The sequence below is a fragment of the Paucibacter soli genome (assembly GCF_037482845.1).
In the GTDB taxonomy this organism is placed as follows: Bacteria; Pseudomonadota; Gammaproteobacteria; order Burkholderiales; family Burkholderiaceae_C; genus Paucibacter_B; species Paucibacter_B soli.
Genome location: NZ_JBBHJW010000001.1, coordinates 404,396 through 427,756 on the forward strand (window position 1 = coordinate 404,396; position 23,361 = coordinate 427,756).

Sequence of the window (23,361 nt, forward strand, 5' to 3'; positions counted from 1 at the left end):
CTCTCCTGTGGCTAGTGTCGTGTCGTCAACGGCGCGCGCGCCGCTGCAGCAGCTGCTCCGCGTCGGCCAGGGCCTGGCGTATCGGCTTGGCGCGGTTCAGCACCTTGTCGAGTTCGGTCTGCACCACTTCCTCGGCAAACTGGTTCTGCTTGTGCACCGGCGCGGCGCGAATGCGGCGCGCCGCCTCGCGCCAGAGCAGGCGCGCCGGCTGCCCGCCGAGGAACGGCAGCGGCTCGCTGAAGAAGGCATCTTCGTGCGTGGCCAGCAGCGCGGGAAAGGCGTCGTAGTGCTTGAAGGCCTGCAGCTGCAGTTGCACATCCAGTGTCAGCAGCCGTATGAAATCCCAGGCCAGCGCCTTGCGCTCCGGTGCGGCGTGGCGCGGCATCGCGTAGAAGGCGCCGCCATAGGCGGCACTGGCGCCCTCGGGCAGCGGCGCGGCACGCCACAGGCCGCGCGTGCCCGGGGCGATGAAGCTGTTGAGCTGGCCGGCCAGCCAGGCGCCCGAGAGCTCGGTGGCGAGGCGGCCGCGCTTGAAGCCCTCGGCCCAGTCGTTGGACCAGGCGGGCACGCGCGCATCCAGCCCCTGCCGGCGTGCCTCGAGGGCCACTTCGAAGGCACGCTCGAAGCGCGGCGAATTCACCAGCACGCGCGACTCGGTATCGAAGTACAGGCCCTCGCCCGGCCGCAGGCCGCTGCGGATCAGGATGTCCTTGATTCCCTGTACATGGGCGATCAGGTAGGCGCCGGTGCGCGCCTTGATGCGTGCACCGGCGGCCACGTAATGCTCCCAGCTGCGCGTGAGGTCGTCTTCGGCGAGCGCCGCGCGGCCCAGGATGTCCTGCCGGTACAGCAGGGTGCCGGGCCCGATGTCGGCCGGCATGGCCACCACCGCGCCGCTGCGCGCGACCGCCTGTTCGTAGGCATAGGGCACCAGGCGCGCACGCAAGCGCTCGACCTCGTAGGGCGGCTGGCGCAAATCTTCCAGCCCGCCGCCCTGGGCAAAGCGGCCGACGAAGCTGGACTCCAGCGCCATCACGTCGGGCAGGGCCACCGCGGTGGAAAGCGCCGTGGTCATGGCGGTGTGGTGGTCGCCGTACTGGCGGCTCAGCACGCGCAGCTCCACCTCGGGATGCAGGCGCTGCCAGGCCGGCAGGGCGGCGCGGGCGATTTCGTCCACCAGCGGAAAGGCGGCCACCGTGAGCACGGCGCGCGCGCCGGCACGCACCGGCAGGGCCGCGGCGAACCCGGCCCCCAGCAAGGCGCGGCGCCTGGTCATCGTGCCAGCCCATAGCTGGCGATGGCGCGCGGCGGCAGTTCCGCCACGCAGGCCAGCGCGTCGATGCACAGCACAAAGCGCAGCGCCGCCTCGGTGCGGTTCAGCACCACCAGGGCGAGCTCGCCATCCGCGTTGAGTGCCGCGGTGCACTCCAGGTCCTGCTTGCTGGCCGCGCACAGCACGCGCTGCGCGCCGGGCCTGATGTAGCGCGCGAAATGGCCCAGGTAGTGGTAGGAACTCTGCGGCATCAGCAGCCCGCGACTGCGGTCGGCCAGCATCGGCGCGCTGCAGAGATTGCCAACATGGTTGGGGCCGCCGGTTTCGTCCAGCAGCAGGTTCCAGTCGATCCAGCCCACCGTCCAGCGGTTCAGGTCATTGATGATGTTGCGCGCGTAGCGCTCGCCCAGCGCCCAGGAGCCCAGGTGCGGGCCGCCCTCCTGGCAGCCCTCGGTGAAGAGCAGCTGCTTGTCGGGCCAGGCGTCGTGCACCAGCCGCACATGATCGAATGCGTCCTCGCCATACCAATGGAAACCGCAGCCCCAGACATAGCGCGCCGCCTGCGCGTCTGCATAGACGGTGTCGGCACGCTGCACCATCTGGTCGCGGTTGTGGTCCCAGATGACGATCCTCACCTCGGCAAGGCCGGCGGCATGCAGCGCCGGGCCGAGATGGTCGCGCACGAAGTCGCGCTCCTCGGCGGCGCTGTAGATGCAGGAGTCCCAGCGCTGCGTGGCGTCGGGCTCGTTCTGCACCGTCACGCCCCAGACCGGCACGCCCTCGGCCGCATAGGCCTGGATGAAGCGCACATAGCATTGCGCCCAGGCCGCCGCGCACTGCGGCAGCAGCTTGCCGCCCTGGTTCATCCGGCCATTGCTCTTCATCCAGGCCGGCGGGCTCCAGGGCGAGACCAGCAGCTTGATGGGCTGCGCCGCCAGCGCCTGCGCCGCCTTGATCATGGGCAGCAGGGCGCGCCGATCGCGCTCGATCGAGAAATGTTGCAAGGCCGCATCGCCGGGCAGCTCGGCATGCGCATAGTTGCCGAGCGCGAAGTCACAGCTGTTCATGTGCACGCGGCAGAGCGTGTAGCCATGGCCTTGCACCGCATCGAAGTAGGCGCGCAGCAGGCGCTCTGCCTCGGTCGACGGCAGCTGTTGCCAGGTCACGGCGGCGGCCTCGGTGAAGGCGCCGCCAAAGCCCTCGATGCGCTGGAAGCGCTTGTGGCTGTTCAGCATCAGCTGCGGCAGGCCGCGGCCCGCCTCGGCCAGATCGGCCGCCGGCAGCAGCGCCAGCGCCCTCTGCGGCGCCAATTGCAGCGCCGGTGCGCCGTCCAGGCCCTGGGCGCTCAGCACCCAACGCAGTTCGGTGCGCTTGCGCGGGGATGACATCAGGCTCATGAAAGTTGGCCGCACTGCCGCGGCATGGGTGGTGACCGAGCGCTCCCATTTTCAATTCATGAAAGCGCTTTCTTTTTTTCAGGATAGGGCCTTGTCGGCCGGCGGTCAATGAGCAAAGCGCGGCCGGCGCGACGCGCCCGGCAGGGCGCCGGGTAAACCATTGCTTGATCCTTGAAAGCGCTTTCATTAACATCCAGCGCATGGCACACAATGTCTCCACCCTCACCTACCCGCGGCTGCTCGGCGATATCGGCGGCACCAATGCCCGCCTGGCCTGGGCGCACGAAGCGGGCGCGCCGCTGTCCGACGTCGCCAGCTACCGCTGCGCCGAGCATGGCTCGCTGGCGGCGGCCATCCAGCGCTATCTGTCGGACCATGGCAAGCAGCAGGGCCCGCGCGCCTGCGCCATCGGCATCGCCAATCCGGTCACCGGCGACGAGGTCAGAATGACCAACCACCATTGGTCCTTCTCGATCGCCGCGCTGAAGAAGGAGCTGGCGGTGCAGCGCCTGGCGGTGGTGAACGACTTCACCGCCCTGGCCCTGTCGCTGCCGGCCCTGGGCCCCGACGAGCTGCTGCCCCTGGGCCCGGGCACGGCGATTGCCGGCGAGGCCATGGCCGTGCTGGGGCCGGGCACCGGCCTGGGCGTGTCGGGGCTGCTGCCCGCGCCCGGTGGCGGCTACCTGCCGGTGGCGGGCGAGGGCGGGCACAGCACGCTGGCGGCCAACGACGCCCAGGAGGCCGCGGTGATCGAATGGCTGCGCGGGCGCTTCGGCCATGTCTCGGCCGAGCGCGTGCTGTCCGGCCCGGGCCTGGTGAATCTCTACGAGGCGGCGGCCGGCCTGGCAGGCCGGGCCGCGCTCACCCTCACGCCGGCCGAGATCGTGAACGGCGCACGCCACAGCGGCGACCCGCTGTGCCAGCACGCCATCGAGCTGTTCTGCGGTTTCCTCGGCAGCTTTGCCGGCAATGTGGCTTTGACGCTGGGTGCGCGTGGCGGCGTCTATATCGGCGGTGGCATCGCACCGCGCCTGCTGCCCGAGCTGCGCGCCTCGCGCTTGCGCCAGCGCTTCGAGGGCAAGGGCCGCTTCCAGGCCTATCTGGCGACCATACCCTGCTGGCTGATCAATGCCGAGGTTTCACCGGCGCTGATCGGCGCCTCGCGGGCACTGGACATCGAGCGCTTTTGCGCGTGCAGCTGAATTCGACCTGTTTCCACGCCGAAGCTGGCAAGTCCACCGACGCTTGCCGGGCATCCGCAACACCAGGCTCGCGCTCAGCGTCCGAAGCGCAGCGGCGCAAAGGCCTCGGCCTCGGTATAGGGCGTGCCGCCCTCGATCAGGTCGGCCAGCAGCCTGGCGCTGGCCGGCCCCAGGGTGAAGCCCTGATGGCCATGGCCGCAGTTGATCCACAGCCCGGGGTGGCGCGGCGCCGCACCGATCAGCGGCTTCATATCGGCGCTGCAGGGCCGGCTGCCCAGCCAGGGCTGGGCCTCGACCGCTTCACCCAGCTCCAGCAGCTGGCGCGCCTCGGTCTCGGCGCCGAGCAGCTGGCGCGGCGTGGGCGGCGCGTCCAGGCGCGCGATCTCGGCGCCGCTGGTGATGCGCAGGCCGCGGCGCTGCGGCGCCAGCACATAGCCGCGCTCGGCATCCAGGGTGGTGGTGTTCAGCGTCGCACCGCCGCGGTAATGGCGGTGGTAGCCGCGTTTGACGAAGAGCGGCCAGCGATAGCCCAGGCGGCGCGCGAAGTCGCCCGCCCAGGGGCCAAGCGCCAGCACCACCTGCTGTGCCTGCACCGGGCCCTCGCGGCTCTCGGCCTGCCAGCCCGCGCCCGCGGGCCGCAGGCTGTTGGCATCGCCCAGCAGCAGCCGCCCGCCGCGCTGCCGGAACAGCGCGGCATAACGCTCCACCAGCTCGCCCGGATCGCTGACGTTGCACGACTCCAGCCAATGCACGGCGCCCGCCAGCGGCAGGCGGAACGCCGGTTCGGCCGCGGCGAGCGCGCGCCCATCCAGCGCCGCAAAGCGGATGCCATGCTCCTGCGTCAGGCGCCCGGCATGCGCGAGCGCGGCGTCGAGTGCGCGCTCGCTGCGATAGATCAGCCGCAGGCCGTCGCGCCGCAGCAGATCCTGTGCGCCGGCCAGCTCCATCAGGCGCTCATGCTCGCTGGTGCAATGCGCGATCAGGCCCGCGTATTGCCGGCCGATCAGGCGATGCCTGGCCGGCGCCGAGGCCCGCCAGTAGCGCAGCAGCTGGGGCCAGGCGGCGAGCAGGCCGCTGAGGTGGTAGTTCACGTCCAGCCCGCGCTTCAGCGCCACCGCCAGCAGCGCCGCCCAGTCGCGCGGCATCGCATAGGGCTCCACCGCCTCGCGCTGGATCACGCCGGCATTGCCGTAGGAGGTCTCCTGCCCCGGCGCCCGGCGGTCCAGCAGCGTGACGCTATGGCCGCGCAGCCGCAACTCCAGCGCGGTGCAGGTGCCCACCATGCCCGCGCCCAGAACCAGAATCTCTTGTGCCATGAAATCGCTGTTGCCGCAGTCACTGTGATGCGTCGACTGTAGGCGCAGTCCGGCATGGCACTTGCCGACACGCCGCTCAGCGTGTGCCCCCCCTGCCTGAGCCTTCCTCGACCGGCCCCGACAGGCTGTGCAGAAAGGCGATCAGCTGCCGCGCCTCGTCGTCCGAGAGCCGGATCGGCTGCCGCCCCGCCACGGCGGCGCCGGGGCGGGCCAGTTCGGTCCGTCCGGTGGCGGCAGCCGGTGCGCGCCGGTAATGCGCCAGCACCTCGTCCAGCGTCGCCAGCTGGCCGGCATGCATATAGGGCGGACGCAGTGCGATATTGCGCAGCCCCGGGGTCTTGAACGCGCCCTCCATGGCGGGGTCCTGGTCGGCCATGAAGCGCAGCTCGGCGCAGGCCTCGGCCGGCGCATCGCTGTAGCGGCCCAGGCAGTTGAACTCGTCGGCCTGCACCTTGGCGATGGCCGACGCGCGGCCGCGGTCGGGGCGGGCGGGGTCGCGTGGCGGCACGCCGGTGTTGTGGAAATGCTGGTCGCTGAACAGCGGGCCGTTGTGGCAGGTGGCGCATTGCGCCTTGCCGATGAAGAGGCGCAGGCCCTGCACCTCGTCGCGCGACAGCTGCTGCTGCCCGGCCGCATCGCCGGCCTGCAGGGCTTGCACATAGCGGTCGAAGCGCGAGAAGCCATAGGACAGCGTGCGCTCGTAGGCGGCCAGGGCCTTGCCCAGGTTGGCAAACACGCGGTTGACGCTGTCGCGCTGCGCCTCGCTCATGCGCGACCAGGCCTGGCGCTCTTCGGGCGTGCCGGCCGGGCCGGCATCGGCGGGCAGTCCGCTGAGCAGCGGGAATGGCCCGAACACGGCCTCGTAGCCGGGCAGATGGTGGCTGCGCAGTTGCTGCACCAGGCGTGTGCGGTTGCTGCCATGCTCGAGGCCATCCTCCAGCGGCCCGAGCGCCTGCGACCACAGGCTGTCCTTGCGGCCGTCCCAGAACAGCCAGGGGCTGTGCGCCGCCGCGGGCACGCTCATGGTGCGGCGCTGGCCCGTGCCGACACCGCGCCCCAGCGCCCGGTCATCCTGGAACTGGCGCTGCGGGTCGTGGCAGCTGGCGCAGGAGACCTTGCCGTCGCGCGACAGGCGCGCATCGGCGAACAGCTGCCGGCCCAGCGCCGCTGCCCCGGGCCGGTCGGCCACGGCGTTCGAGGGGTCCGGAGGCGGCGCGGGCAGGCGCGCCAGGCTCATCGAGGCGAGCTGCTCACGCTCGGCCTGCGACCAGCGCTCGCCGCTGCCAGCGGCCTCACGCCCGGCGCCGCAGGCGGGCAGCGCGAGCAGCATGGTGGCGATCAGCAGGGCTTGGTGTTTCATGATCATTCCCATGAGCAATTGCGGCTATCAGCGCTGCAGACCGGCATCGGTCATGACGAGGTTGAACACGGCCTGGTCGCGCGCGCCGGCCGCATCGATGTCCAGGCGCAGATCCCACCAGCCGGTCATGCTGAACTTCATGCCCTCGATCACATAGGTGCCGGGGATGGGTTCCCTGGTGACGCGCGGTTGGGTCGGCAGGCCGTGGCCATGCTGCGGCATGCCGCCGGCGATGCTGACGCGCGCCTGACTCACCGGCTGCCCCTCGGCGGTGGCGAGCTTGAGCCGCCAGGCATGCATCTGGCCGACGGCCGGGCCCTGCGCGGGCGGCTCCATCGCCACCACAAAGCGGCGCTGCGCGCTGGCATGCTGCAGACTCAGGTCGAGGTCGGCCGGCGGGGTGCCGCAGGCGGCGAGCGAGGCGGCCAGCGCCAACAGGATCGAAGAACGAGACATGGTGGGGACTCCTTGCTGAAGGTGAATGGATTGGCGGTGCGAACTTTCGTTGGCGGCGCCGCCGCGCGACAGCGGCTTGCGATCGGCTGTCGGATTCCATCCGGCAAGGGTTGGGCGCGGCGATCGAACGGTCGATCCGGCCGCTCAGGCGCAGCCAGGCCCGCCGGGCGGCCCGGCAGTGCCGATCGGTAGCCGGCTGGCACCGCTGAGGCATGCCCATCCACAGCTCGTCTCATACGCTTGGCGGGCGGCAAGGGTGGCCCTAGAGTGGCGCTCTTGTCCGCTCGGCGATCCAGACCCGGCCCAAGCCCATCATGTCGTCTTTCAAGTTTCGAAGCGCCCAGCTCTGGCCCGACACGTTCGGCGCTGCGCTGCGCATCGCCCTCGTCGCCGCGCCGGTCTGGTCCCTGGCGGCGACCCTGCTGTTCTTCCTCGCCCCGGGGCTGGAGACCTTCCCCCGGCTGCTGATGTTCTCGGAATGCGTCGGCCTGGCGATGCTCGTCTGCACCCTGCGGCTCAGACGCACGCGCCATTTCGCGCAGTTGCAGACCGGCACGCGCTGGCTGTTCACCGGCGCGATCGCGATCCCGACCGGCTACTTCGTGGGCCACCAGATCGCCTTCCTGCTGCTGGGCGAGCCGGCGCGCATGGTCGGGCCCGAGCAGGTCAGCGTGGTTCCCATCATCTTCACCGTGCTGGTCGGCGGGCTGGCGCTGCATTACTACGCCACGCGCGAGCAACTCGCCAACGAGGCCACCACGCGTTCGGAAGCGCAGCGCCTGGCGGTCGAATCGCAGCTGCGCCTGCTGCGCGCGCAGCTTGAGCCGCACATGCTCTTCAACACCCTGGCCAATGTCCGCTCGCTGCTCAGGGAAGACGTGGAGCGGGCCGAGTCGATGATTGACCAGTTGATCGTCTATCTGCGCAGCGCGCTGGCGGCCTCGCAGACCGAGGCGGTGACGCTGAGCCGCGAGTTCGCGCAGCTGCGCGCCTATCTGGACATCATGTCGCTGCGCATGGGGCCGCGGCTGAGCTACCGGCTCGAATTGCCGGGCGCGCTCGAAGCCACCCTGGTGCCGCCGATGCTGCTGCAGCCGCTGGTGGAGAACGCCATCAAGCATGGCCTGGAGCCCAAGGTCGGCGCGGGCAGCATCGAGGTGGTGGCGCGCGCCACCGCGGCGGGCATCGAGATCCGCGTCAGCGACAACGGCCTGGGCCTGCCGGCCGACGAAGACGCCGGCCCGTCCGCACGCCCCGCCAACGCCAGCTACGGCCTGCAGCATGTGCGCGATCGACTGCGCACCGTCTATGGCCCGGCGGCCCGGCTCACCCTCGAGCGGCGCGCGCCCACCGGGGTCTGCGCCGTGGTGAGAATCCCGATCTGAGAGCAACCTGATATGCCCCTGCCCGCCCCACCCTGCGCCGTGATTGCCGAAGACGAACCCGTGCTCGCACGCACCATGTGCCGCCTGCTGGCCGAGGTGTGGCCGGCGCTGCGCATCGCCGGCGTGGCCGAAGACGGCCTGCAGGCCACCGTGCTGGCGCTGGACCAGCTGCCCGACGTGATGTTTCTTGACATCAAGATGCCGGGCCGCACCGGCATCGAGGTGGCCGAGAGCGTCGCCGACGATTGGCCCGAGGGCAAGCCCGAACCGCTGTTCGTCTTCATCACCGCCTATGACGGCTTTGCCGTGTCTGCGTTCGAGCGCGCCGCGGTCGACTACCTGCTCAAGCCCATCACCAAGGAGCGCCTGCAACAAAGCGTCGAGCGGCTCCAGGCCAGGCTGGCCGAGCGCGCCGCATCACCGCATGCCGGGGACATGGCCGCCCTGATGCAGCGCATGCAGTCGGTGGCGACGCAGGGGGCCGCGCCGCGCGAGCGCATCAAGGTGATACGCGCCGGTGTCGGCAACACGGTGCGGATGATCCCGCTCGCCGAGGTGCTGTGCTTCGAGGCGACCGAAAAATACGTCAACGTGGTGACCCCCGCGGGCGAGGCCCTGGTGCGCATGAGCTTGCGCGAGCTGATGGCCTCGATCGACTCGGAAGACTTCATCCAGGTACATCGTAGCGTGCTGGTGAACTCAAGCTGCATCGTGAGCGCGACGCGCGACGAGAACGGGCACTACAGCCTGAGCGTGCGCGGCCTGCAGCGGCCATTGAAGGTCAGCCGTGCGTTCAGCCATCTGTTCCGCCCGATGTAGGCGGGCGAGGACCGCGCGGCAGTCGCGCATGGCCAACACCGGCTACGGCAGCTTGTCGATTAAGTGCATTCCCCTGCCAGTGGAGTATTGACTTTCCCCGGCGCGTGGCGTTCACTCAAGGCGTTTGCGCAAACGACCGCCCGAGGCCCGCAAGGCTGCCAGGCGGGACCGTTTTTGCCCGAAGGGAGAGTATGAAAAAGAATATGTACTCGGCACATCGTGGCCGAGAGGTCCGGGATAGGGTGGGTGCCCCAGCGGCTGCGCGGTGTCGTCGCGCGCTGACGGGGCCGCGTCCACAAGGTGCCGTCACGGGCGATTGAGCGGTGTCCATGGACACCTTCACCACCACGCAGGGCGAGCGCCGGCGGCAGCGGGCCGATGTCGGCCTCCTGTCAACCCTGGGTTGGCTATTGCCTCAGGGCGTTGGCCGCAAGCTGCTGCTGGGCCTGATGCTGGTGCTGAGCGCCATCGCCGTGCCGCTCTGGTTCCAGTTGCGGCTGTCGCAAACGCTGCTGGCGGACACGCAGCAAGAGCGCGTCGGCGCAAGAGACGGCCGTCAGTTGCTTGAGCTATTGCGGCTGACGCAGCAAATACGCCTCGCAAAGGCGCGCAGCGACGACAGTCGGCAGCCGCCGCCAGCGCCGCAGCGCGCGTGGGCGGAATTGCGGCAGGCCGCGCAGCTGCTGAGCAATCAATACCAGCATGCGCTGGGTTGGCAAGCCCAGCTGCATGCGGGCGCAACACAGTATGCGGTGGCACTGCAGCAAACAAGCCTGGCGGACCGGCAGCCATTGACCGCCCTGGACCAGCGCGCATTGGAGATGCTGGACCAGGTCGTCGAAGGTTCAGGCCTGATCCTTGATCCGCAGGCTGACACCTATTTCCTCATGACTGCCGCCCTGCCTACAAGCGCCCGGTTGATGGCGGCGCTTGGTGTCCTTGCCGACGCGGCGGAGCCTCAAGAGCGGCGCGCGCGCGCCCTGGCCGAGGCGCGGCTGCTGCAGGACGAGTTGCGCAAGAGCTATGGCAAGGTGTTTGCGGCGAACCAGGCGCTGCGGGAAGCCCTGGAACCTGGCCTCCGTGAGCTGGGCAAGTTGCTGGCCGTCGCTCTCGACCCGGAGCCACAGCGCCACGCAGACGCGCTGAACATGGCCGGCTCGGCGCTGCATGACTTGGCGGTCCAGGCGCTGCGCTGGCTCGATCAGCGGCTGGAGGCTCGCGCTCAGGTATTGCGCAACAGCCGCTACGTGGAGTTCGCCTCGCTGGCAGTCCTGCTCGCCTGGCTGGCCGCCCTGATCCGACCGATCGCGATGGAATATGGTCAGCGCACCTTGGCGCTGGAGCATCGAGCCAAGCTGCTGAGCCACGCCGAGGACTTGGCCGAGCTGGGTTGTGCCGAGACGGATTTGATGAGCGATACGGTCACCTGGACCACGGGCATGTACAAGCTGTTCGGTGAACCGGTCGGTAACGCGCCCATCGACCACGACTGGCTCTACCTGCGCCTGCCCAAGCATGAACGCGACTTCGTGCGTCAATCGACGCAGGGCCAGGACCCGGGGGCGCCATGCGAATTCGAACACCAGATCCTGCGCGCCGACGGCAGCCTGCGCACGGTCCTGCACCAGCGCCTGGTCGAGCTGGATTCCAAGGGCTGGCCCAAGCGTGAGCTCACCATTCTCCAGGACATCAGCCGCCAGCGCGAGGCGGCCCAGCGCATCGACAAGCTGGCCAACTCCTGCACCATTACCGGCCTGCCAAACCGCAACGCCCTGCTGCATCGACTGGAGAGCGCAACGCGGCGCTGCCTGCGCGAGCAAGGCAGTCTGGCCCTGTTGATGCTGCAGATCGAGCAGCTTGGCATCGTGATGGACTCCATGGGCTACGCCGGTGCCGACCGCCTGCTCACCGAGGTGGCCGCGCGACTCAGCCGTGCGGCGCAGGCGCGCGCCTGGCTGGCCCATTTGGGCAACGGCGAATTTGCCTTCATCCTGGGGGCTGCGACCGAGCAGCCCGGCCCCATCGATATCGAGGCCGCCAGCGCCTTCGCGCAGTGCTTGTGCGAGGCCGTCGCAACGCCGATGCTGTTGGGCGACATCGAGGTGAAGCCGAGTTGCTGCGTCGGCCTGACAATGTGTCCGACCGACGGTGACAACGCCCCCAAATTGCTGCACCAGGCCCAGGCGGCGTTGAAGCGCGCCCAGCAGGCCGGAGAGCAGCAGATCCGCGCCTTCGATGCCGCCAGCCACGCCCGCGCCGCGTCGCGCCTGTCCATCGAAGCCGGCCTGCGCCGTGCCCTGGAGCGGCAGGCCTTCAGTCTGCGTTTCCAGCCCCAGCTGGATCTCGCCACCGGCCTGGTGTGTGGTGCCGAGGTGCTGCTGCGCTGGCACGACGCCGTGCGTGGCGAGGTGTCGCCGCTTGAGTTCATCCCGATCGCCGAAGCGACCGGCCAGATCGTCGAGATCGGCGCCTGGGTGCTGCGCCAGGCCTGCCTGCAGAACCTCGCCTGGCAGCGCGAGGGTCTGCGGCCCATACGCCTGGCGGTCAATCTCTCGATGCGTCAGTTGCAGGAGCCCGACATCGCCTGGCGCGTGCAGGAGGTGCTGCGCGAGACCGGCATGGACCCCAAGTACCTCGGGCTTGAGATCACCGAGAGCATCTTCGTCGACGAGAGTGCGCATGCCACACGCGCCTTGACTGCGCTCAAGGCAATCGGCGTGACGATCTCGCTGGACGACTTCGGCACCGGCTATTCGAATCTCGGCTATCTGCGCAAGCTCCCCATCGACATCGTGAAGATCGATCGCTCGGTGGTGCATGACGTGGCAGCAGCAGCCCACGATGTCTCGATGACGCGCGCCGTCATCAATATGGCGCACAGCCTGCAGATGAAGGTGCTTGCCGAGGGGGTCGAGACCGAGGGTCAACTGGCCCTGCTGATGGCGAATCGCTGTGACGAGATGCAGGGTTTCTATTTCAGCCCCCCGGTGGAAGCGGACGCTTTCGAGCAATTGCTGCGCGCCGAGCGCCGGCTTCCCGCGCACCTGTTCGAGCGGGAGCGCGCCCGCACCCTGCTGCTGGTGGATGACGAGGAAAATATTCTGGCGGCGCTGAAGCGCCTGCTGCGTCGCGACGGTTACCAGATCGTCACCGCCACCAGCGGCGCCCAGGGCCTGCAGCGGCTCACCGAACACAGCGTCGATGTGATCCTGTCGGACCAGCGCATGCCGGGCATGACCGGCGTTGAATTCCTGCGCCGCGCCAAGGAGCTCTATCCCGACACGGTGCGCATGGTGCTGTCGGGCTACACCGAACTGCAGTCGATCACCGATGCCGTCAACGAGGGCGCCATCTACAAATTTCTCACCAAGCCCTGGGACGACGAGCGCTTGCGCGGCCACATCAGCGAGGCCTTCCGCAACAAGGAGATGGCCGACGAGAACATCCGATTGGGCGGTGCCGTGGCCAAGGCCAACGATGAACTGGCGCAGGTGAACGAGCGCCTGCAAGCACTGCTGCAGGTGCAGCGCGAGCGCATCACGCGCGAGGAGGTCAGCCTGCAGACCATGCGCGAACTGCTTGAGAGCATCCCTGTTCCCATCGTCGGAGCCGACCCGGGCGGCATGATCACCTACGTCAATGCGGAAGCAGACGCCCTGTTCGGAGGGCTGCCGCTGGGCCATGCCATCGACCTCATGCTGCCGCCCGATCTCTCGGCGCTATGGCATGCCGGGGAGGCCCAGCCCACCAAGTTCAGCCTGGGCGGCAACGACTTCCTGGCACGTTGTTGCACCATTGGCCCGGGCCGGGACCAGGCCAGCGCGCGCGGCAAGCTGATCGTGTTGATGCCTGTGCCCCACTTTGCCGAGGAATGCTGAACCATGTGTCCGAATCCAGCGCATCCAGATGCCAGCCCCCAGCCCGAGCGCGCGGCCGATGGGCCGGCGCCTGCCACGTCGTCAGGCCAGCAGCGGCTGGAGCAGCTGTTCCGCTATGCGCTGCGCCATGGCCAGATCAACCCATTGCTGTACGCCGTGCAGCATTACCGCAGCACCGGGCGGCCAGCATGAGCAGCAATAGCAGCACCGCGCTGGCCTGCCTGGGCCGTATCGAGGAACTGCCAGCCTTGCGCGGCGCGGTGCTGGATCTGCTGCGCTCGCTCGACGATCCGCTGGTCGACGTCGAGACCCTGGCGTCCAAGGTCGCCAGCGACCAGGCCATGGCGGTGAAGGCGCTGCGGCTGGCGAACTCATCGTTCTTTGGGCTGGCACGCCAGGTCAGCTCGATTGCCGATGCCACCGCCATCATCGGCTTGCGCAGCGTGCGCAATATCGCCATGGTTGCCGGTCTGACCACCACGCTGGACGGCCGGCTGTGCGCGGAGTTCGATGTCGATGCATTCTGGCGACACGCCATCGCCACCGCCTTGTGCGCGGAAGCCCTGGCCGGACTGCGGCAATTCGATGCCGGGGTTGCCTTCGGTTTCGGGCTCCTGCACGACATCGGCGCCATGGCCATGGCCATGACCATGCCGAGCGACTACGGTCGGGCGTTGCGCCTGCGCCGCGACTCGGACGCGTTGCTGATCGACGCCGAGCGCGAGGTCCTTGGCATCACGCATGCCGAGGTGGGTGCCGCGCTGGCCGAGCGCTGGCAATTGGCGCCACCGATGGTGGCTGCCATCGCCAGGCACCACACGCCGCCCGAGGAAGGCGAGCCCGGCTTGCTGGACCTGCTGCATGTGGCCGACAACATCGCCCACGCGCTCGACCTCAGCCACCAGGAGGCCGAGATGGTGCCGCCCCTGTCGATGGCCGCCTGGGGCCGCCTGGCGCTGAGCGAAGCCGAACTGCATCGCGTCTTCGAACAAACCGAATCGCGCCACACGGCGCTCTGTCATGCACTCTTGGTGAAGGAGACCTGAGCATGGACTCGCTGTTAAGCCCCTCCCAGGTGCAGGAGCTGCTGCGCACCAACAGCGAACTCAAGCAGCTCAATGCCCGGCTCTCCGAGGCCCAGGAAAAGCTGGTGCAGTCGGAAAAATTGGCATCCATCGGCCAACTAGCCGCCGGCGTGGCGCATGAGATCAACAATCCGATCGGCTACATCTTCTCCAACTTCGGCACGCTGGAACGCTATCTCGCCGACCTGTTCGAGATGTTGGCCGCCTACGAGGCCGCCGAGGCCGCCCTGCCCGATGGCGAAACGCGCGCGGCGCTGAAGGCCAAGCGCGCAAAGGTTGAGCTGGACTTCCTCAAGGAAGACATCCCGACCCTGATGGCCGAGTCCAAGGAGGGCATCAGCCGCGTGCGCAAGATCGTGCAGGACCTGAAGGACTTCTCGCGCGTCGACAACAGCCAGGAATGGGTGCTGGCCGACCTGCACCAGGGCATCGACTCCACGCTCAACATCGTCAACAACGAGATCAAGTACAAGGCCCAGGTGCACAAGCAATATGGCGAGATTCCCGAGATCGAATGCCTGCCCTCCGAGCTCAACCAGGTATTCATGAACCTGCTGGTGAACGCCGCTCACGCCATCACCGCAGACCGTGGCAACATCACGATACGCTCCGGGGCCGACGCCGATCTGGTGTGGGTGGAGGTCGCCGACGACGGTGCCGGCATCGCGCCCGATAACCTCAGCCGCATCTTCGATCCATTTTTCACGACCAAGCCGATCGGCAAGGGTACGGGGCTCGGACTATCGCTCTCCTATGGCATCATCAAGAAACACGCCGGCCAGATCCAGGTACGTAGCGAATTAGGCGTGGGTACCTGCTTTCGCATCACCCTGCCGCTGCGGCAGGCCCAGAGTACACGCGGGGAATAGGCATGGTTGAGGAAGCCAGCACCCAGGCCGTGGTGCTTTTTGTGGATGACGAACCATCCATCCTGAGCGCGCTGCGACGCCTGTTCCGGCCCAATGGCTACCGGGTGCTGCTGGCCGAGAGCGGGCCGGCCGCGCTGGCCCTGCTGGAGCTGGAGCCTGTGGACCTGGTGGTGTCCGATATGCGCATGCCCGAGATGGATGGTGCGCAGTTCCTTGAGCGGGTGCGCAACCGTTGGCCCGATGTGGTGCGCATCCTGCTCACCGGCTATGCCGACATCACCTCCACCATCGCGGCCATCAACCGCGGTGAGATTCATCGCTACATCTCCAAGCCCTGGGACGACCAGGACATCCTGCTGGCGGTGCGCGACGGCCTCAAGCACCGCCGCCTGGAGCAGGAGAACCGCGCCCTGCTGCAACTGACGCAGGCTCAGAACGCCGAGCTGCTGGCGCTCAACAGCTCGCTGGAAGGGCGCGTGAAGGCACGCACGCAGGAGCTTGAGCAGGTCAACGACATGCTCAACAAGGCCTACGGCCAGCTGCACGAGAACTTCCTGCTCTCGATCAATGTGTTTGCCGGCCTGCTGGAGCTGCGCGACGGCAGCCTGGCGGGCTACTCGCGCCAGGTCGGCCTGATGGCGCGGCGTCTGGCACAGCAGCTGCAGCTGGGCGCGCAGGCCGAGGAGGATGTGTTTGTGGCCGGCCTCCTGCACGAGGTGGGCAAGATAGGTTTCCCGGACGCGCTGCTGCGCAAGCCGGTCTCGGCCATGAACGGCGAGGAGCTGGCGCGCTACAAACGCCATACCCTGAACGCCGAGGCCGCGCTGCTGCCGCTGGCCGAATTGCAGCGCGTCGCCAAGTATGTGCGGCAGCAGCACGAGCGCATCGACGGCAAGGGCTTCCCGGATGGGCTGGCGGGCAAGGAGCTGCCGCTGCCCTCCCAGGTGTTGGCCCTGGTGGTCGACTACTACGGCCTGCAGGCCGGCCGCCTGGCCGAAAAGCGCTACACACCCGAGGCCGCGGCCGCGTCGATTCGCGGCGGCGCCGGTCTGCGCTATGAACAGGTGGTGGTGGATGCCTTCGAGGCGGTGCTGCGCGAGCTGCCGGCCGTGCAGGCCACCGACCGCATGGTGAGTGCCGCCGAGATCGAACCCGGCATGGTGCTGGCGCGCGACCTGCTAGGCCCGCAGGGCACCCTGCTGCTGGCCGCAGGCTTTGTGTTCGACAGCCGCGTGGTGCGCCAGATCCGCGAGTTTGCGCAACGCGAGGGGCTCAGGATGTGCCTTTACGTCAAGCTGCCCGACGCCCAGCAGGCTCCGCAAGCGCTGGCGCAAACCGTGCTAACTGGGCAAGCGGGCAAGGGGCGATGACGATGACGGACAGAATCCTGCTGGTCGACGACGAGCCCGGTGTGCTGAATGCGCTGAGCCGGCTCCTGCGGCTGGGCTTGCGTGACGCGCAGCTGCGCAGCTATGCGGTGGAGACCTTCACCGACGCGCGCCAGGCGCTGGAGCGTGCACGCGAATGCGCGTTCGCGCTGGTGGTGTCCGACTATCGGATGCCCGGCATGAACGGCGTCGAGTTCCTGCAGGCGCTGCGCCAGCTGCAGCCCGATTGCCCGCGCATCATCCTGTCGGGCTATGCCGATCTGAACGGCCTGGTGGCGGCCATCAACGAAGCCGGCATCACCCGTTTTGTCTCCAAGCCCTGGAACGACCACGAACTGCTGTGCAGCATGCGCCAGATCCTGGAGATCCGCGAACTGCAGCTGGAGAATCAGCGCCTGGCCGACCAGGTGCGCCTGCAACGTGGCCAGCTCAGCGCCCAGGAGGCCGAGCTGCGCCGGCTGGAGCGGCTGGAACCCGGCATCACCCATGTGAACTGGGGCCCCGACGGTTCCTTCATCCTCGAAGACCCGGGAGACGTGCGGCTGTGACGGCGCTGCAGACACCGAGCACCGACGTGCTGCCATTGGGCGAGGAGTTCATGGCCGCGCTGGAGGCGGTGAGTGCCCCCTGCTTTGTGCATGCCGGCAAACGCGTGCTGTTCGCCAATGCGGCGATGCGCCGCCTGCTGGGATTCACGCAGACGGCCTTGCAGGAAATGGAGTTCTACGCCTGGGCCACGCCGGCCGGCCAGGCCGCGCTGCGTTACTACGGCGAGCGCTGCCTCAGCGAAGCCGGCGAACTGCCGGTGTTCGAGGTGGAGGCGCTCACCGCCAGCTGTGCCCTGCGCTATCTGGAACTGAGCGCGCGCCGGGTGCAGATGGGCGAGCAGGTGTTCGCCGTGGTCACCTGCCAGGATCTCAGCGACATCCGCCATGTGCAGGGCAGCCTGCTGGACGTGGGACGGGTGCTGCACCAAATCATCGAGAACAACCCGGTCGCCACCTTTGTGATCGACGCCGGGCATCGGGTCACGCAATGGAACGCGGCCTGCGCCACCCTCACCGGCATCGAGGCCAGCCAACTGCTGGGCACGAACAAGGCCTGGCAGGCCTTCTACGCGGAGCAGCGGCCGGTGCTGGCCGACCTGATCGTCGACGCCAGCGTGGACGGACTACGCGAGCAGTATTACGGCAACAAATGCTGGCCCTCGGCGTTGATCGCCGGCGCGTTCGAGGCCGAGATGTTTTTCCCCAACTTCGGCGAGAACGGACGTTGGCTCTACTTCACCGCGGCACCGCTGACCGACGCCCATGGCAAGCTGGCCGGCGCGATCGAGACCCTGCAGGACGTGACGCCGCGCCACCTCGCCGACGAGGCCATGCGCAAGCATCGCGACGAGCTTGAGACCATGGTGGCCGACCGCACCGCCGAAGTGATAGGCATGCACCAGGAGCTGGAGGCGTTTCTGGAGAACGCCTCGGTGGGCATCATCGCCACCTCGCGGCAGCGCATCACGCGCGCCAACAAGAAGTTCAGCGACATCTTCGAGCTAGAGGAGACCTCGCCGGTAGGCATGAGCAGCCGCAGCTTTTTTGACAGCGACGCGGCCTACGAGGAGCTGGGGCGCGTCGCCGGTCCGGTGCTGTCCAGGGGCGAGTCGCTGCTGCACGAGATGGAGATGTGCACCGCCAAGGGCAACAAGATCTGGGTCCAGCTGATTGCCTATGTGGCCGACCCGAATGCACCCACTGCGGGCACCTGGTGGCTGATGCAGGATCGCACCGACGTCAAGCGGGTGCAGGGCGAGCTGCAGCGCAACTTCGAGCGCATCAAGGAAACCAATGCGCGCCTAGAGGAGGCGCAGAACCAGCTGCTGCAATCCGAGAAGATGGCGTCGATCGGCCAACTGGCCGCCGGCGTGGCGCATGAGATCAACAACCCGATCGGTTTTGTCAGCTCCAACCTGAGCACGCTCAGGCGCTATGTGGAATCGATGTTCAGCCTGCTGGACTACTACGCCAAGCTCGACCTGAGCCAGCAACCGCCGACCGTAAGCAAGGAACTCGCGGCCCTGCGGCAGCAGGTCGACATGGACTTCATTGCCGAAGACCTGCCCCAGCTGCTGAGCGAGAGCGACGACGGCCTGGTGCGCGTGAAAAAGATCGTGCAGGACCTGAAGGACTTCTCGCGTGTGGACCAGTCCGACTGGCAGGAGGCAGACATCAACGCCGGCCTGGAATCCACGCTCAACGTGGTGATGAACGAGGTCAAGTACAAGGCCGAGGTGCGCAAGCACTATGGCGAGCTGCCGGCGGTGCGATGCCTGGCGGCCCAGCTCAACCAGGTTTTCATGAACCTGATCGTGAATGCCGCGCATGCCATTGCCGAGCGCGGCGTCATCACGCTAACGACGCGTGTGGACGGTGAATCGGTGTGCATCTCGGTGTGCGACACCGGTTGCGGCATGAGCGAGGAAACGCGACGCCGCATCTTCGAGCCCTTCTACACCACCAAGCCCGTCGGCCAGGGCACGGGGCTAGGGCTGTCGCTCTCATTCTCAATCGTGCAGAAGCACGGCGGGCGCATCGAAGTCGAATCGACGCAAGGGCAAGGCAGCTGCTTCCATGTCTGGATTCCCATCCAGGGTCCGACCACTGCCTAGACAAGAGCGAGCAAGCTGCAGCCATGCGGGCGGACGGGCCCCGGTTCTTTGCCGATCGGCCAGAAGAGCGCAACGATGCTTCTGCCCCGGGCCGCGTTGACCGCAGTCAAACAGGGGTGAGCCCCGCCATGGCAGGCTGGCATTGGCATCCCGCCGAATGGCAGCTTTGGAGACCTCCATGGACGATCTGATGAAGCAGAAAATCCTGGCCCTGCTTGATGGCCACAGGATCATGACGATTGCGACGCTGCGGCCGGACGGTTGGCCGCAGGCAACGACGGTTGGCTATGTCAACGAGGGCCTTACGCTTTGGTTTCTCTGCGGCCTAGAAAGCCAGAAGGCCAGGAACCTCGCCCACGATGACCGCGTATCGCTCACGGTTGACCATGACACGCCCGACATCATGTCGATCACCGGCCTGTCGATGGCGGCGCGAGCCCAGCGCGTGAGCGACCGCGCCGAGGCCGAGAAGGTCATCGCCATGCTGCCGCTGAAGTACGCTGACGCGCCGCCCGCGACCGCGCAGATGACGATGCCCAGACCCGAGGAGGTTGCGATCTTCCGCATCGTGCCGGAAATCATTTCCGTGCTCGACTACACCAAGGGCTTTGCACACACGGACCTTGTGCGCGTTTAGGGCGCGCGCGAGCTTCGGCCTGCAGCCCAGCCCCGATGTGCCAGCAGCATGATCGTCCGGCGGGGACGAAAAGCATGTCGGCACCACGCCGAGAATCCGCCATGCATGTTTGCATGCATCGCTTGTTGCCGCGCACTTTCATGGCTAGCATCCGAGCTGGCCACATCGAGGGAGTCCCACACCATGGCGTACTTCAGCAACCAGCAGCTGCAATCGGCCATTGCCCAGCTTGACCAGGCGATCTACAACCACGAGCAGTGGTACAAAAACCTGCTGCGGGTGCTGATAGCCCATGTCCCGCCGGATGCGCCCGATATGTTGCCTGACGCGCATCGTCGCTGCCGCTTCGGCCAGTGGTACGAGAGCCTGCCAGCGGCATTCCTGAACGATCACCAGACCTTTGCTTCGCTGGGGCAGGCGCACGAGAAGATGCATGCCAAGGCGCAGGGATTGCTACAGCGTGTGGTCGATGAGCTGCCCATTTCGTCCAGCGACCTGGATCAATTCACCAATGTCCTGGATCGGATGCGGCTGGAGGCCCAGGCGCTACGACATGAGCTCGGCGAACTGGCCTCCAATCGAGATCCACTTACCGGAGCCAGAACGAGAGCCGGGCTGCTGGTGGACCTTAGAGAACAGCAGGCGCTGGCACGCCGCGGTGTGCAGCCATGCGCGCTGATCATGCTCGACCTCGACCATTTCAAGCTCGTCAACGACGAGTACGGTCATGCTGCGGGGGACGCCGTCCTTGTCGCGTCGGTGCAGTGCTTGCAGGCGCTGCTACGGCCCTACGACCGGATCTACCGATACGGCGGAGAAGAATTCCTGCTCAGCCTGCCCAATACATCGCTGGAACAGGCGGGCGGAGTGGCGCATCGGATGTGTGCCGCCATCGCGGCTCAGGATGTTCGCGTCGACCACGCGGGGCATTCGATCCATGTGACCGCATCCTTCGGTGTCGCTTCCCTGGATCCGCCGCTATCGGTTGAAGATGCCATAGACCGCGCCGACAAGGCGATGTACGAGGCAAAGGCAGCCGGCCGCAATCGCGTCGCGGTGGCGGCTCCATAGCGCCAATGCACCGGCTGATCGGGAAGCAAGCGCAGCCGGGACATCGCTATTCGAGCCCAGCCCGAAGTCGCTCACGGCGGCGGTACCGGGTGCTGTAGCGTGAGCCGGCGCTCGGTGCTGCCGAGGATTCTTCCGCGCGCCGGAACAGCCAATTCCCCCAGGGGTGATTTCTCATATGCGGGCCGCTCCCTAGAGTGCCGACCCAGGCCTGCGGCATTGCGCAGGACCTGCAAACACTCCACATCGCATCCACCAAGGAACCCCCATGAAAGCAGCCATCATCATCCTGTCGGACCCCAAGCACGGCGGCGAAGACGCCCTGGGCCGCATGTTCAACGGCCTGGCCGCCGCCTACGACTTCAAGCAGCGCGGCACAGCCGTGTCGATCTACTTCCAGGGCGCCGGCACGCGCTGGCCCGGCGTGATCAGCCAGGCCGGGCATCCGGTGCATGCGCTGTTCAAGGCCGTCGAGGGTGAGATTGCCGGCGTCTCCTGCGGCTGCGCCGATGTGTTCGGTTCGCGCGAGGACGCGGTGCAGAGCGGCTTCGACCTCATCACCGACAACAGCGTGCCCGGCACCTCCGGCCTGCCCAGCCTGGGCAAGCTGGTGGCCGACGGCTTCACCGTCTTCACCTTCTGAAGCAGCGCTGAGGAGTAGCGACCATGGCTCACGCATTCCATGCGGGCGAGCGCGCCGTGCAGGCGCGCGCCGGCGAGGCGGCGATCGCGCTGCGCAATGCCGGCGTGATCACCGACACGGTGATCGCCGGCGCCCGCGCCTTCATCGAGAAGCAGCCCATGGTCGCCACGGCGACCCGCAACGCCGAGGGCCAGCTCTGGGCCTCGCTGCTCTTCGGGCCGCCGGGTTTTGCGCGCAGCCCGGAGGGGCGCGCAATCGAGATTCACGTCGGCGCCGAGCGCCGCGCGGCCGACGACCCCTTCTGGCAAGGCCTGGCAGCGGGATCGCACGCCGGCCTGCTGTTCATCGAGCCGTCGACCCGGCGGCGCTACCGCGTCAACGGCCATGTCGAACGGCTCGATGGCGGAGTGCTGCGCCTGGGCATCGCCGAGGCCTACCCCAATTGCCCCAAATACATCCAGCGCCGCCACCCGCGCGCCGACGCCGCGGCGCTGGCGGCCGAGCCGGCGTCGGCGTCGACAACACGCCGCGGCCAGGCGCTGGACGACACGGCCATGGCCCTGCTGACCGCGGCCGACACCTTGTTCATCGCCAGCGGCGCGCCCGATGGCGAGCTCGACGCCTCGCACCGCGGCGGCCCGCCCGGCTTCATCCAGCTGCTGGATGCAAGGCGCCTGCGTGTGCCCGACTACGCCGGCAACAGCATGTTCAACACCCTGGGCAATCTGGCACTCGACCCGGCCTGCGGCCTGCTGGTACCGGACTTCGAGAACGGCCGGCTGCTGCATCTGAGCGGCCGCGCCAGCCTGCATTGGGACCAGCCGGATCCGCAGGGGCTGACCGGCGGCACCCAGCGCTTCTGGGAGTTCGAGCTGAGCGACTGGCTGCTGCGCCCCGCGGCGAGCGGCCTGAGCTGGGAATTCCTGGACGCCTCGCCCTTCCTTCCCACCACCAGGCCATGAAACTCATCGTCCATCAAATCCTGCAGCATGGCGCCGATGTGCGCGAGATCCGCCTGCGCGATCCGCTGGGTCAGGTCTTGCCGGCCTGGCACGCCGGCGCACATCTGCGCCTGCAGCTGCCGGTGGAGCAAGGCGATCCGCTGCCGCGGCATTACTCGCTGCTGGGCGCGGAGGGCGCGGCGCAGGAGTACCGCATTGCCGTGCTGCACGACCCGAACACGCGCGGCGGATCGCGCTGGATTCACACCGAGCTGCGCGCAGGCGCGCTGCTGGATGTGCAGGGGCCGTTCGGCAGCTTCCCCCTGCAGGCCGGCCAAGGCCGCACGGTGTTGGTGGCCGGCGGCATCGGCATCACGCCCATGCATGCCATGGCGCATGCGCTGAACGCGCGCGGCCAGGACTTCGAACTGCATTACCTGGCGCGCAGCGCCGAGCGCCTGGTGCTGCTCGATGAGCTGCGCGCCCTGCCCCATGCCCGGCTGCATCTGCACCTGGGCGCTACGCCCCCGGATCTTGCGGCCCTGCTGGGCGCGCACAGCGCCGAGGCCAGCCTGCATGCCTGCGGCCCGCTGCCGCTGCTGAATGCGCTGCGTGAGCGGGGAGCCGCACTGGGCTGGCCCGAGCAGGCGCTGCATTTCGAGAGCTTTGGTGCGCGCGCCGCCAGCGGCGACCGGCCGATTCGCGTGCATCTGGCACTCAGTGGCGGCAGCGTGGAGGTGCAGCCCGGCAGCACCATCCTGGATGCCTTGATCGCCGCCGATGCCTTTGTGCCCTACGACTGCAAACGCGGCGAATGCGGGCAATGCCACAGCCGCGTGCTGAACGGCAGCCCGCTGCATCGCGACCTCTGCCTGAGCGCGGCACAGCGCGAACAGGGCCTGTGCATCTGCGTGGGCTGGGCCAGCAGCGCGGAGCTGACGCTAGAGCTGTGAGCGCGGCCCTCCCCGCTCAAGGGCAGGCT

At 68.0% G+C, this 23,361-nt stretch carries 20 protein-coding genes; 15 read left to right on the plus strand and 5 right to left on the minus strand.

What is annotated here, in order from left to right; translation table 11 throughout:
- Positions 1-25 precede the first annotated feature (25 nt).
- Positions 26-1,276, minus strand: a complete 1,251-nt coding sequence (locus WG898_RS01890) for an ABC transporter substrate-binding protein (protein ID WP_339601085.1) — start codon at positions 1,274-1,276, stop codon at positions 26-28.
- Complete coding sequence (locus WG898_RS01895) at positions 1,273-2,661, minus strand: glycoside hydrolase family 30 protein (RefSeq protein WP_339601086.1); 1,389 nt, start codon at positions 2,659-2,661, stop codon at positions 1,273-1,275. The genes WG898_RS01890 and WG898_RS01895 overlap by 4 nt, the downstream gene beginning before the upstream one ends.
- A 209-nt stretch (positions 2,662-2,870) precedes the next feature.
- Between WG898_RS01895 and glk the strand changes: the two genes are divergently transcribed.
- Positions 2,871-3,872: a glucokinase gene (glk, locus tag WG898_RS01900; RefSeq protein ID WP_339601087.1), complete on the plus strand. Its 1,002-nt coding sequence runs from the start codon at positions 2,871-2,873 to the stop codon at positions 3,870-3,872.
- Between the two features lie 74 nt (positions 3,873-3,946).
- On the opposite strand, the gene WG898_RS01905 is transcribed toward glk, so the two are convergent.
- The 3 genes from WG898_RS01905 to WG898_RS01915 all read right to left on the minus strand — a co-directional run bounded on the left by WG898_RS01905 (position 3,947) and on the right by WG898_RS01915 (position 7,004).
- Positions 3,947-5,188 (minus strand): NAD(P)/FAD-dependent oxidoreductase, encoded by a 1,242-nt coding sequence (locus tag WG898_RS01905; RefSeq protein WP_339601088.1) that lies wholly within the window; start codon positions 5,186-5,188, stop codon positions 3,947-3,949.
- A 76-nt stretch (positions 5,189-5,264) separates the two neighbouring features.
- Complete coding sequence (locus WG898_RS01910) at positions 5,265-6,548, minus strand: cytochrome-c peroxidase (RefSeq protein ID WP_339601089.1); 1,284 nt, start codon at positions 6,546-6,548, stop codon at positions 5,265-5,267.
- A 27-nt stretch (positions 6,549-6,575) separates the two neighbouring features.
- Entirely contained in the window at positions 6,576-7,004 is a 429-nt protein-coding gene (locus WG898_RS01915) for a FixH family protein (protein ID WP_339601090.1), read from the minus strand.
- Positions 7,005-7,318: 314 nt separating this feature from the next.
- Between WG898_RS01915 and WG898_RS01920 the strand changes: the two genes are divergently transcribed.
- From WG898_RS01920 to WG898_RS01985, 14 genes are all read left to right on the plus strand, one after another.
- Positions 7,319-8,389: a sensor histidine kinase gene (locus WG898_RS01920; protein WP_339601091.1), complete on the plus strand. Its 1,071-nt coding sequence runs from the start codon at positions 7,319-7,321 to the stop codon at positions 8,387-8,389.
- A gap of 12 nt (positions 8,390-8,401) precedes the next feature.
- Entirely contained in the window at positions 8,402-9,208 is an 807-nt protein-coding gene (locus WG898_RS01925; protein ID WP_339601092.1) for a LytR/AlgR family response regulator transcription factor, read from the plus strand.
- 329 nt (positions 9,209-9,537) lie between these two features.
- Complete coding sequence (locus WG898_RS01930) at positions 9,538-13,086, plus strand: EAL domain-containing protein (RefSeq protein WP_339601093.1); 3,549 nt, start codon at positions 9,538-9,540, stop codon at positions 13,084-13,086.
- A gap of 3 nt (positions 13,087-13,089) precedes the next feature.
- A complete protein-coding gene (locus WG898_RS01935; protein WP_339601094.1) occupies positions 13,090-13,278 on the plus strand; it encodes a hypothetical protein in 189 nt (62 codons plus the stop codon).
- On the plus strand, positions 13,275-14,132 hold the full coding sequence (locus WG898_RS01940; RefSeq protein WP_339601095.1) for an HDOD domain-containing protein: 858 nt from the start codon (positions 13,275-13,277) through the stop codon (positions 14,130-14,132). The genes WG898_RS01935 and WG898_RS01940 overlap by 4 nt, the downstream gene beginning before the upstream one ends.
- Before the next feature lie 2 nt (positions 14,133-14,134).
- Complete coding sequence (locus WG898_RS01945) at positions 14,135-15,040, plus strand: ATP-binding protein (protein WP_339601096.1); 906 nt, start codon at positions 14,135-14,137, stop codon at positions 15,038-15,040.
- 2 nt (positions 15,041-15,042) lie between these two features.
- Positions 15,043-16,410, plus strand: a complete 1,368-nt coding sequence (gene nosR, locus WG898_RS01950) for a response regulator c-di-GMP phosphodiesterase, NosR family (RefSeq protein ID WP_339601097.1) — start codon at positions 15,043-15,045, stop codon at positions 16,408-16,410.
- Between the two features lie 2 nt (positions 16,411-16,412).
- The gene (locus tag WG898_RS01955; RefSeq protein ID WP_339601098.1) at positions 16,413-16,976 is read left to right on the plus strand and encodes a response regulator; all 564 of its coding nucleotides are present in this window, start codon (positions 16,413-16,415) and stop codon (positions 16,974-16,976) included.
- Complete coding sequence (locus WG898_RS01960; protein WP_339601099.1) at positions 16,973-19,090, plus strand: ATP-binding protein; 2,118 nt, start codon at positions 16,973-16,975, stop codon at positions 19,088-19,090. Before WG898_RS01955 ends, WG898_RS01960 begins: the two co-directional genes overlap by 4 nt.
- A 178-nt stretch (positions 19,091-19,268) precedes the next feature.
- A complete protein-coding gene (locus tag WG898_RS01965; protein ID WP_339601100.1) occupies positions 19,269-19,727 on the plus strand; it encodes a pyridoxamine 5'-phosphate oxidase family protein in 459 nt (152 codons plus the stop codon).
- 183 nt (positions 19,728-19,910) lie between these two features.
- A complete protein-coding gene (locus WG898_RS01970) occupies positions 19,911-20,798 on the plus strand; it encodes a diguanylate cyclase (RefSeq protein WP_339601101.1) in 888 nt (295 codons plus the stop codon).
- 265 nt (positions 20,799-21,063) lie between these two features.
- Entirely contained in the window at positions 21,064-21,438 is a 375-nt protein-coding gene (locus tag WG898_RS01975) for a DsrE family protein (RefSeq protein WP_339601102.1), read from the plus strand.
- A gap of 23 nt (positions 21,439-21,461) precedes the next feature.
- A complete protein-coding gene (locus WG898_RS01980) occupies positions 21,462-22,400 on the plus strand; it encodes a pyridoxamine 5'-phosphate oxidase family protein (protein WP_339601103.1) in 939 nt (312 codons plus the stop codon).
- Positions 22,397-23,332 carry a PDR/VanB family oxidoreductase gene (locus tag WG898_RS01985; protein WP_339601104.1) on the plus strand — a complete coding sequence of 312 codons (936 nt, stop codon included), beginning with the start codon at positions 22,397-22,399 and terminating at the stop codon, positions 23,330-23,332. The genes WG898_RS01980 and WG898_RS01985 overlap by 4 nt, the downstream gene beginning before the upstream one ends.
- Positions 23,333-23,361 lie beyond the last annotated feature (29 nt).

What these genes read in the sequence shown, in the direction of transcription:
- WG898_RS01970 (WP_339601101.1), top strand. Translation starts at nt 19,911, where the DNA reads ATGGCGTACTTCAGCAACCAGCAGCTGCAATCGGCCATTGCCCAGCTT.
- WG898_RS01920 (WP_339601091.1), top strand. Translation starts at nt 7,319, where the DNA reads ATGTCGTCTTTCAAGTTTCGAAGCGCCCAGCTCTGGCCCGACACGTTC.
- WG898_RS01985 (WP_339601104.1), top strand. Translation starts at nt 22,397, where the DNA reads ATGAAACTCATCGTCCATCAAATCCTGCAGCATGGCGCCGATGTGCGC.
- WG898_RS01980 (WP_339601103.1), top strand. Translation starts at nt 21,462, where the DNA reads ATGGCTCACGCATTCCATGCGGGCGAGCGCGCCGTGCAGGCGCGCGCC.
- WG898_RS01895 (WP_339601086.1), bottom strand. Translation starts at nt 2,661, where the DNA reads ATGTCATCCCCGCGCAAGCGCACCGAACTGCGTTGGGTGCTGAGCGCC.
- WG898_RS01940 (WP_339601095.1), top strand. Translation starts at nt 13,275, where the DNA reads ATGAGCAGCAATAGCAGCACCGCGCTGGCCTGCCTGGGCCGTATCGAG.
- WG898_RS01945 (WP_339601096.1), top strand. Translation starts at nt 14,135, where the DNA reads ATGGACTCGCTGTTAAGCCCCTCCCAGGTGCAGGAGCTGCTGCGCACC.
- glk (WP_339601087.1), top strand. Translation starts at nt 2,871, where the DNA reads ATGGCACACAATGTCTCCACCCTCACCTACCCGCGGCTGCTCGGCGAT.
- WG898_RS01965 (WP_339601100.1), top strand. Translation starts at nt 19,269, where the DNA reads ATGGACGATCTGATGAAGCAGAAAATCCTGGCCCTGCTTGATGGCCAC.
- WG898_RS01935 (WP_339601094.1), top strand. Translation starts at nt 13,090, where the DNA reads ATGTGTCCGAATCCAGCGCATCCAGATGCCAGCCCCCAGCCCGAGCGC.
- WG898_RS01975 (WP_339601102.1), top strand. Translation starts at nt 21,064, where the DNA reads ATGAAAGCAGCCATCATCATCCTGTCGGACCCCAAGCACGGCGGCGAA.
- WG898_RS01910 (WP_339601089.1), bottom strand. Translation starts at nt 6,548, where the DNA reads ATGAAACACCAAGCCCTGCTGATCGCCACCATGCTGCTCGCGCTGCCC.
- WG898_RS01905 (WP_339601088.1), bottom strand. Translation starts at nt 5,188, where the DNA reads ATGGCACAAGAGATTCTGGTTCTGGGCGCGGGCATGGTGGGCACCTGC.
- WG898_RS01930 (WP_339601093.1), top strand. Translation starts at nt 9,538, where the DNA reads ATGGACACCTTCACCACCACGCAGGGCGAGCGCCGGCGGCAGCGGGCC.
- nosR (WP_339601097.1), top strand. Translation starts at nt 15,043, where the DNA reads ATGGTTGAGGAAGCCAGCACCCAGGCCGTGGTGCTTTTTGTGGATGAC.
- WG898_RS01915 (WP_339601090.1), bottom strand. Translation starts at nt 7,004, where the DNA reads ATGTCTCGTTCTTCGATCCTGTTGGCGCTGGCCGCCTCGCTCGCCGCC.
- WG898_RS01890 (WP_339601085.1), bottom strand. Translation starts at nt 1,276, where the DNA reads ATGACCAGGCGCCGCGCCTTGCTGGGGGCCGGGTTCGCCGCGGCCCTG.
- WG898_RS01925 (WP_339601092.1), top strand. Translation starts at nt 8,402, where the DNA reads ATGCCCCTGCCCGCCCCACCCTGCGCCGTGATTGCCGAAGACGAACCC.
- WG898_RS01955 (WP_339601098.1), top strand. Translation starts at nt 16,413, where the DNA reads ATGACGGACAGAATCCTGCTGGTCGACGACGAGCCCGGTGTGCTGAAT.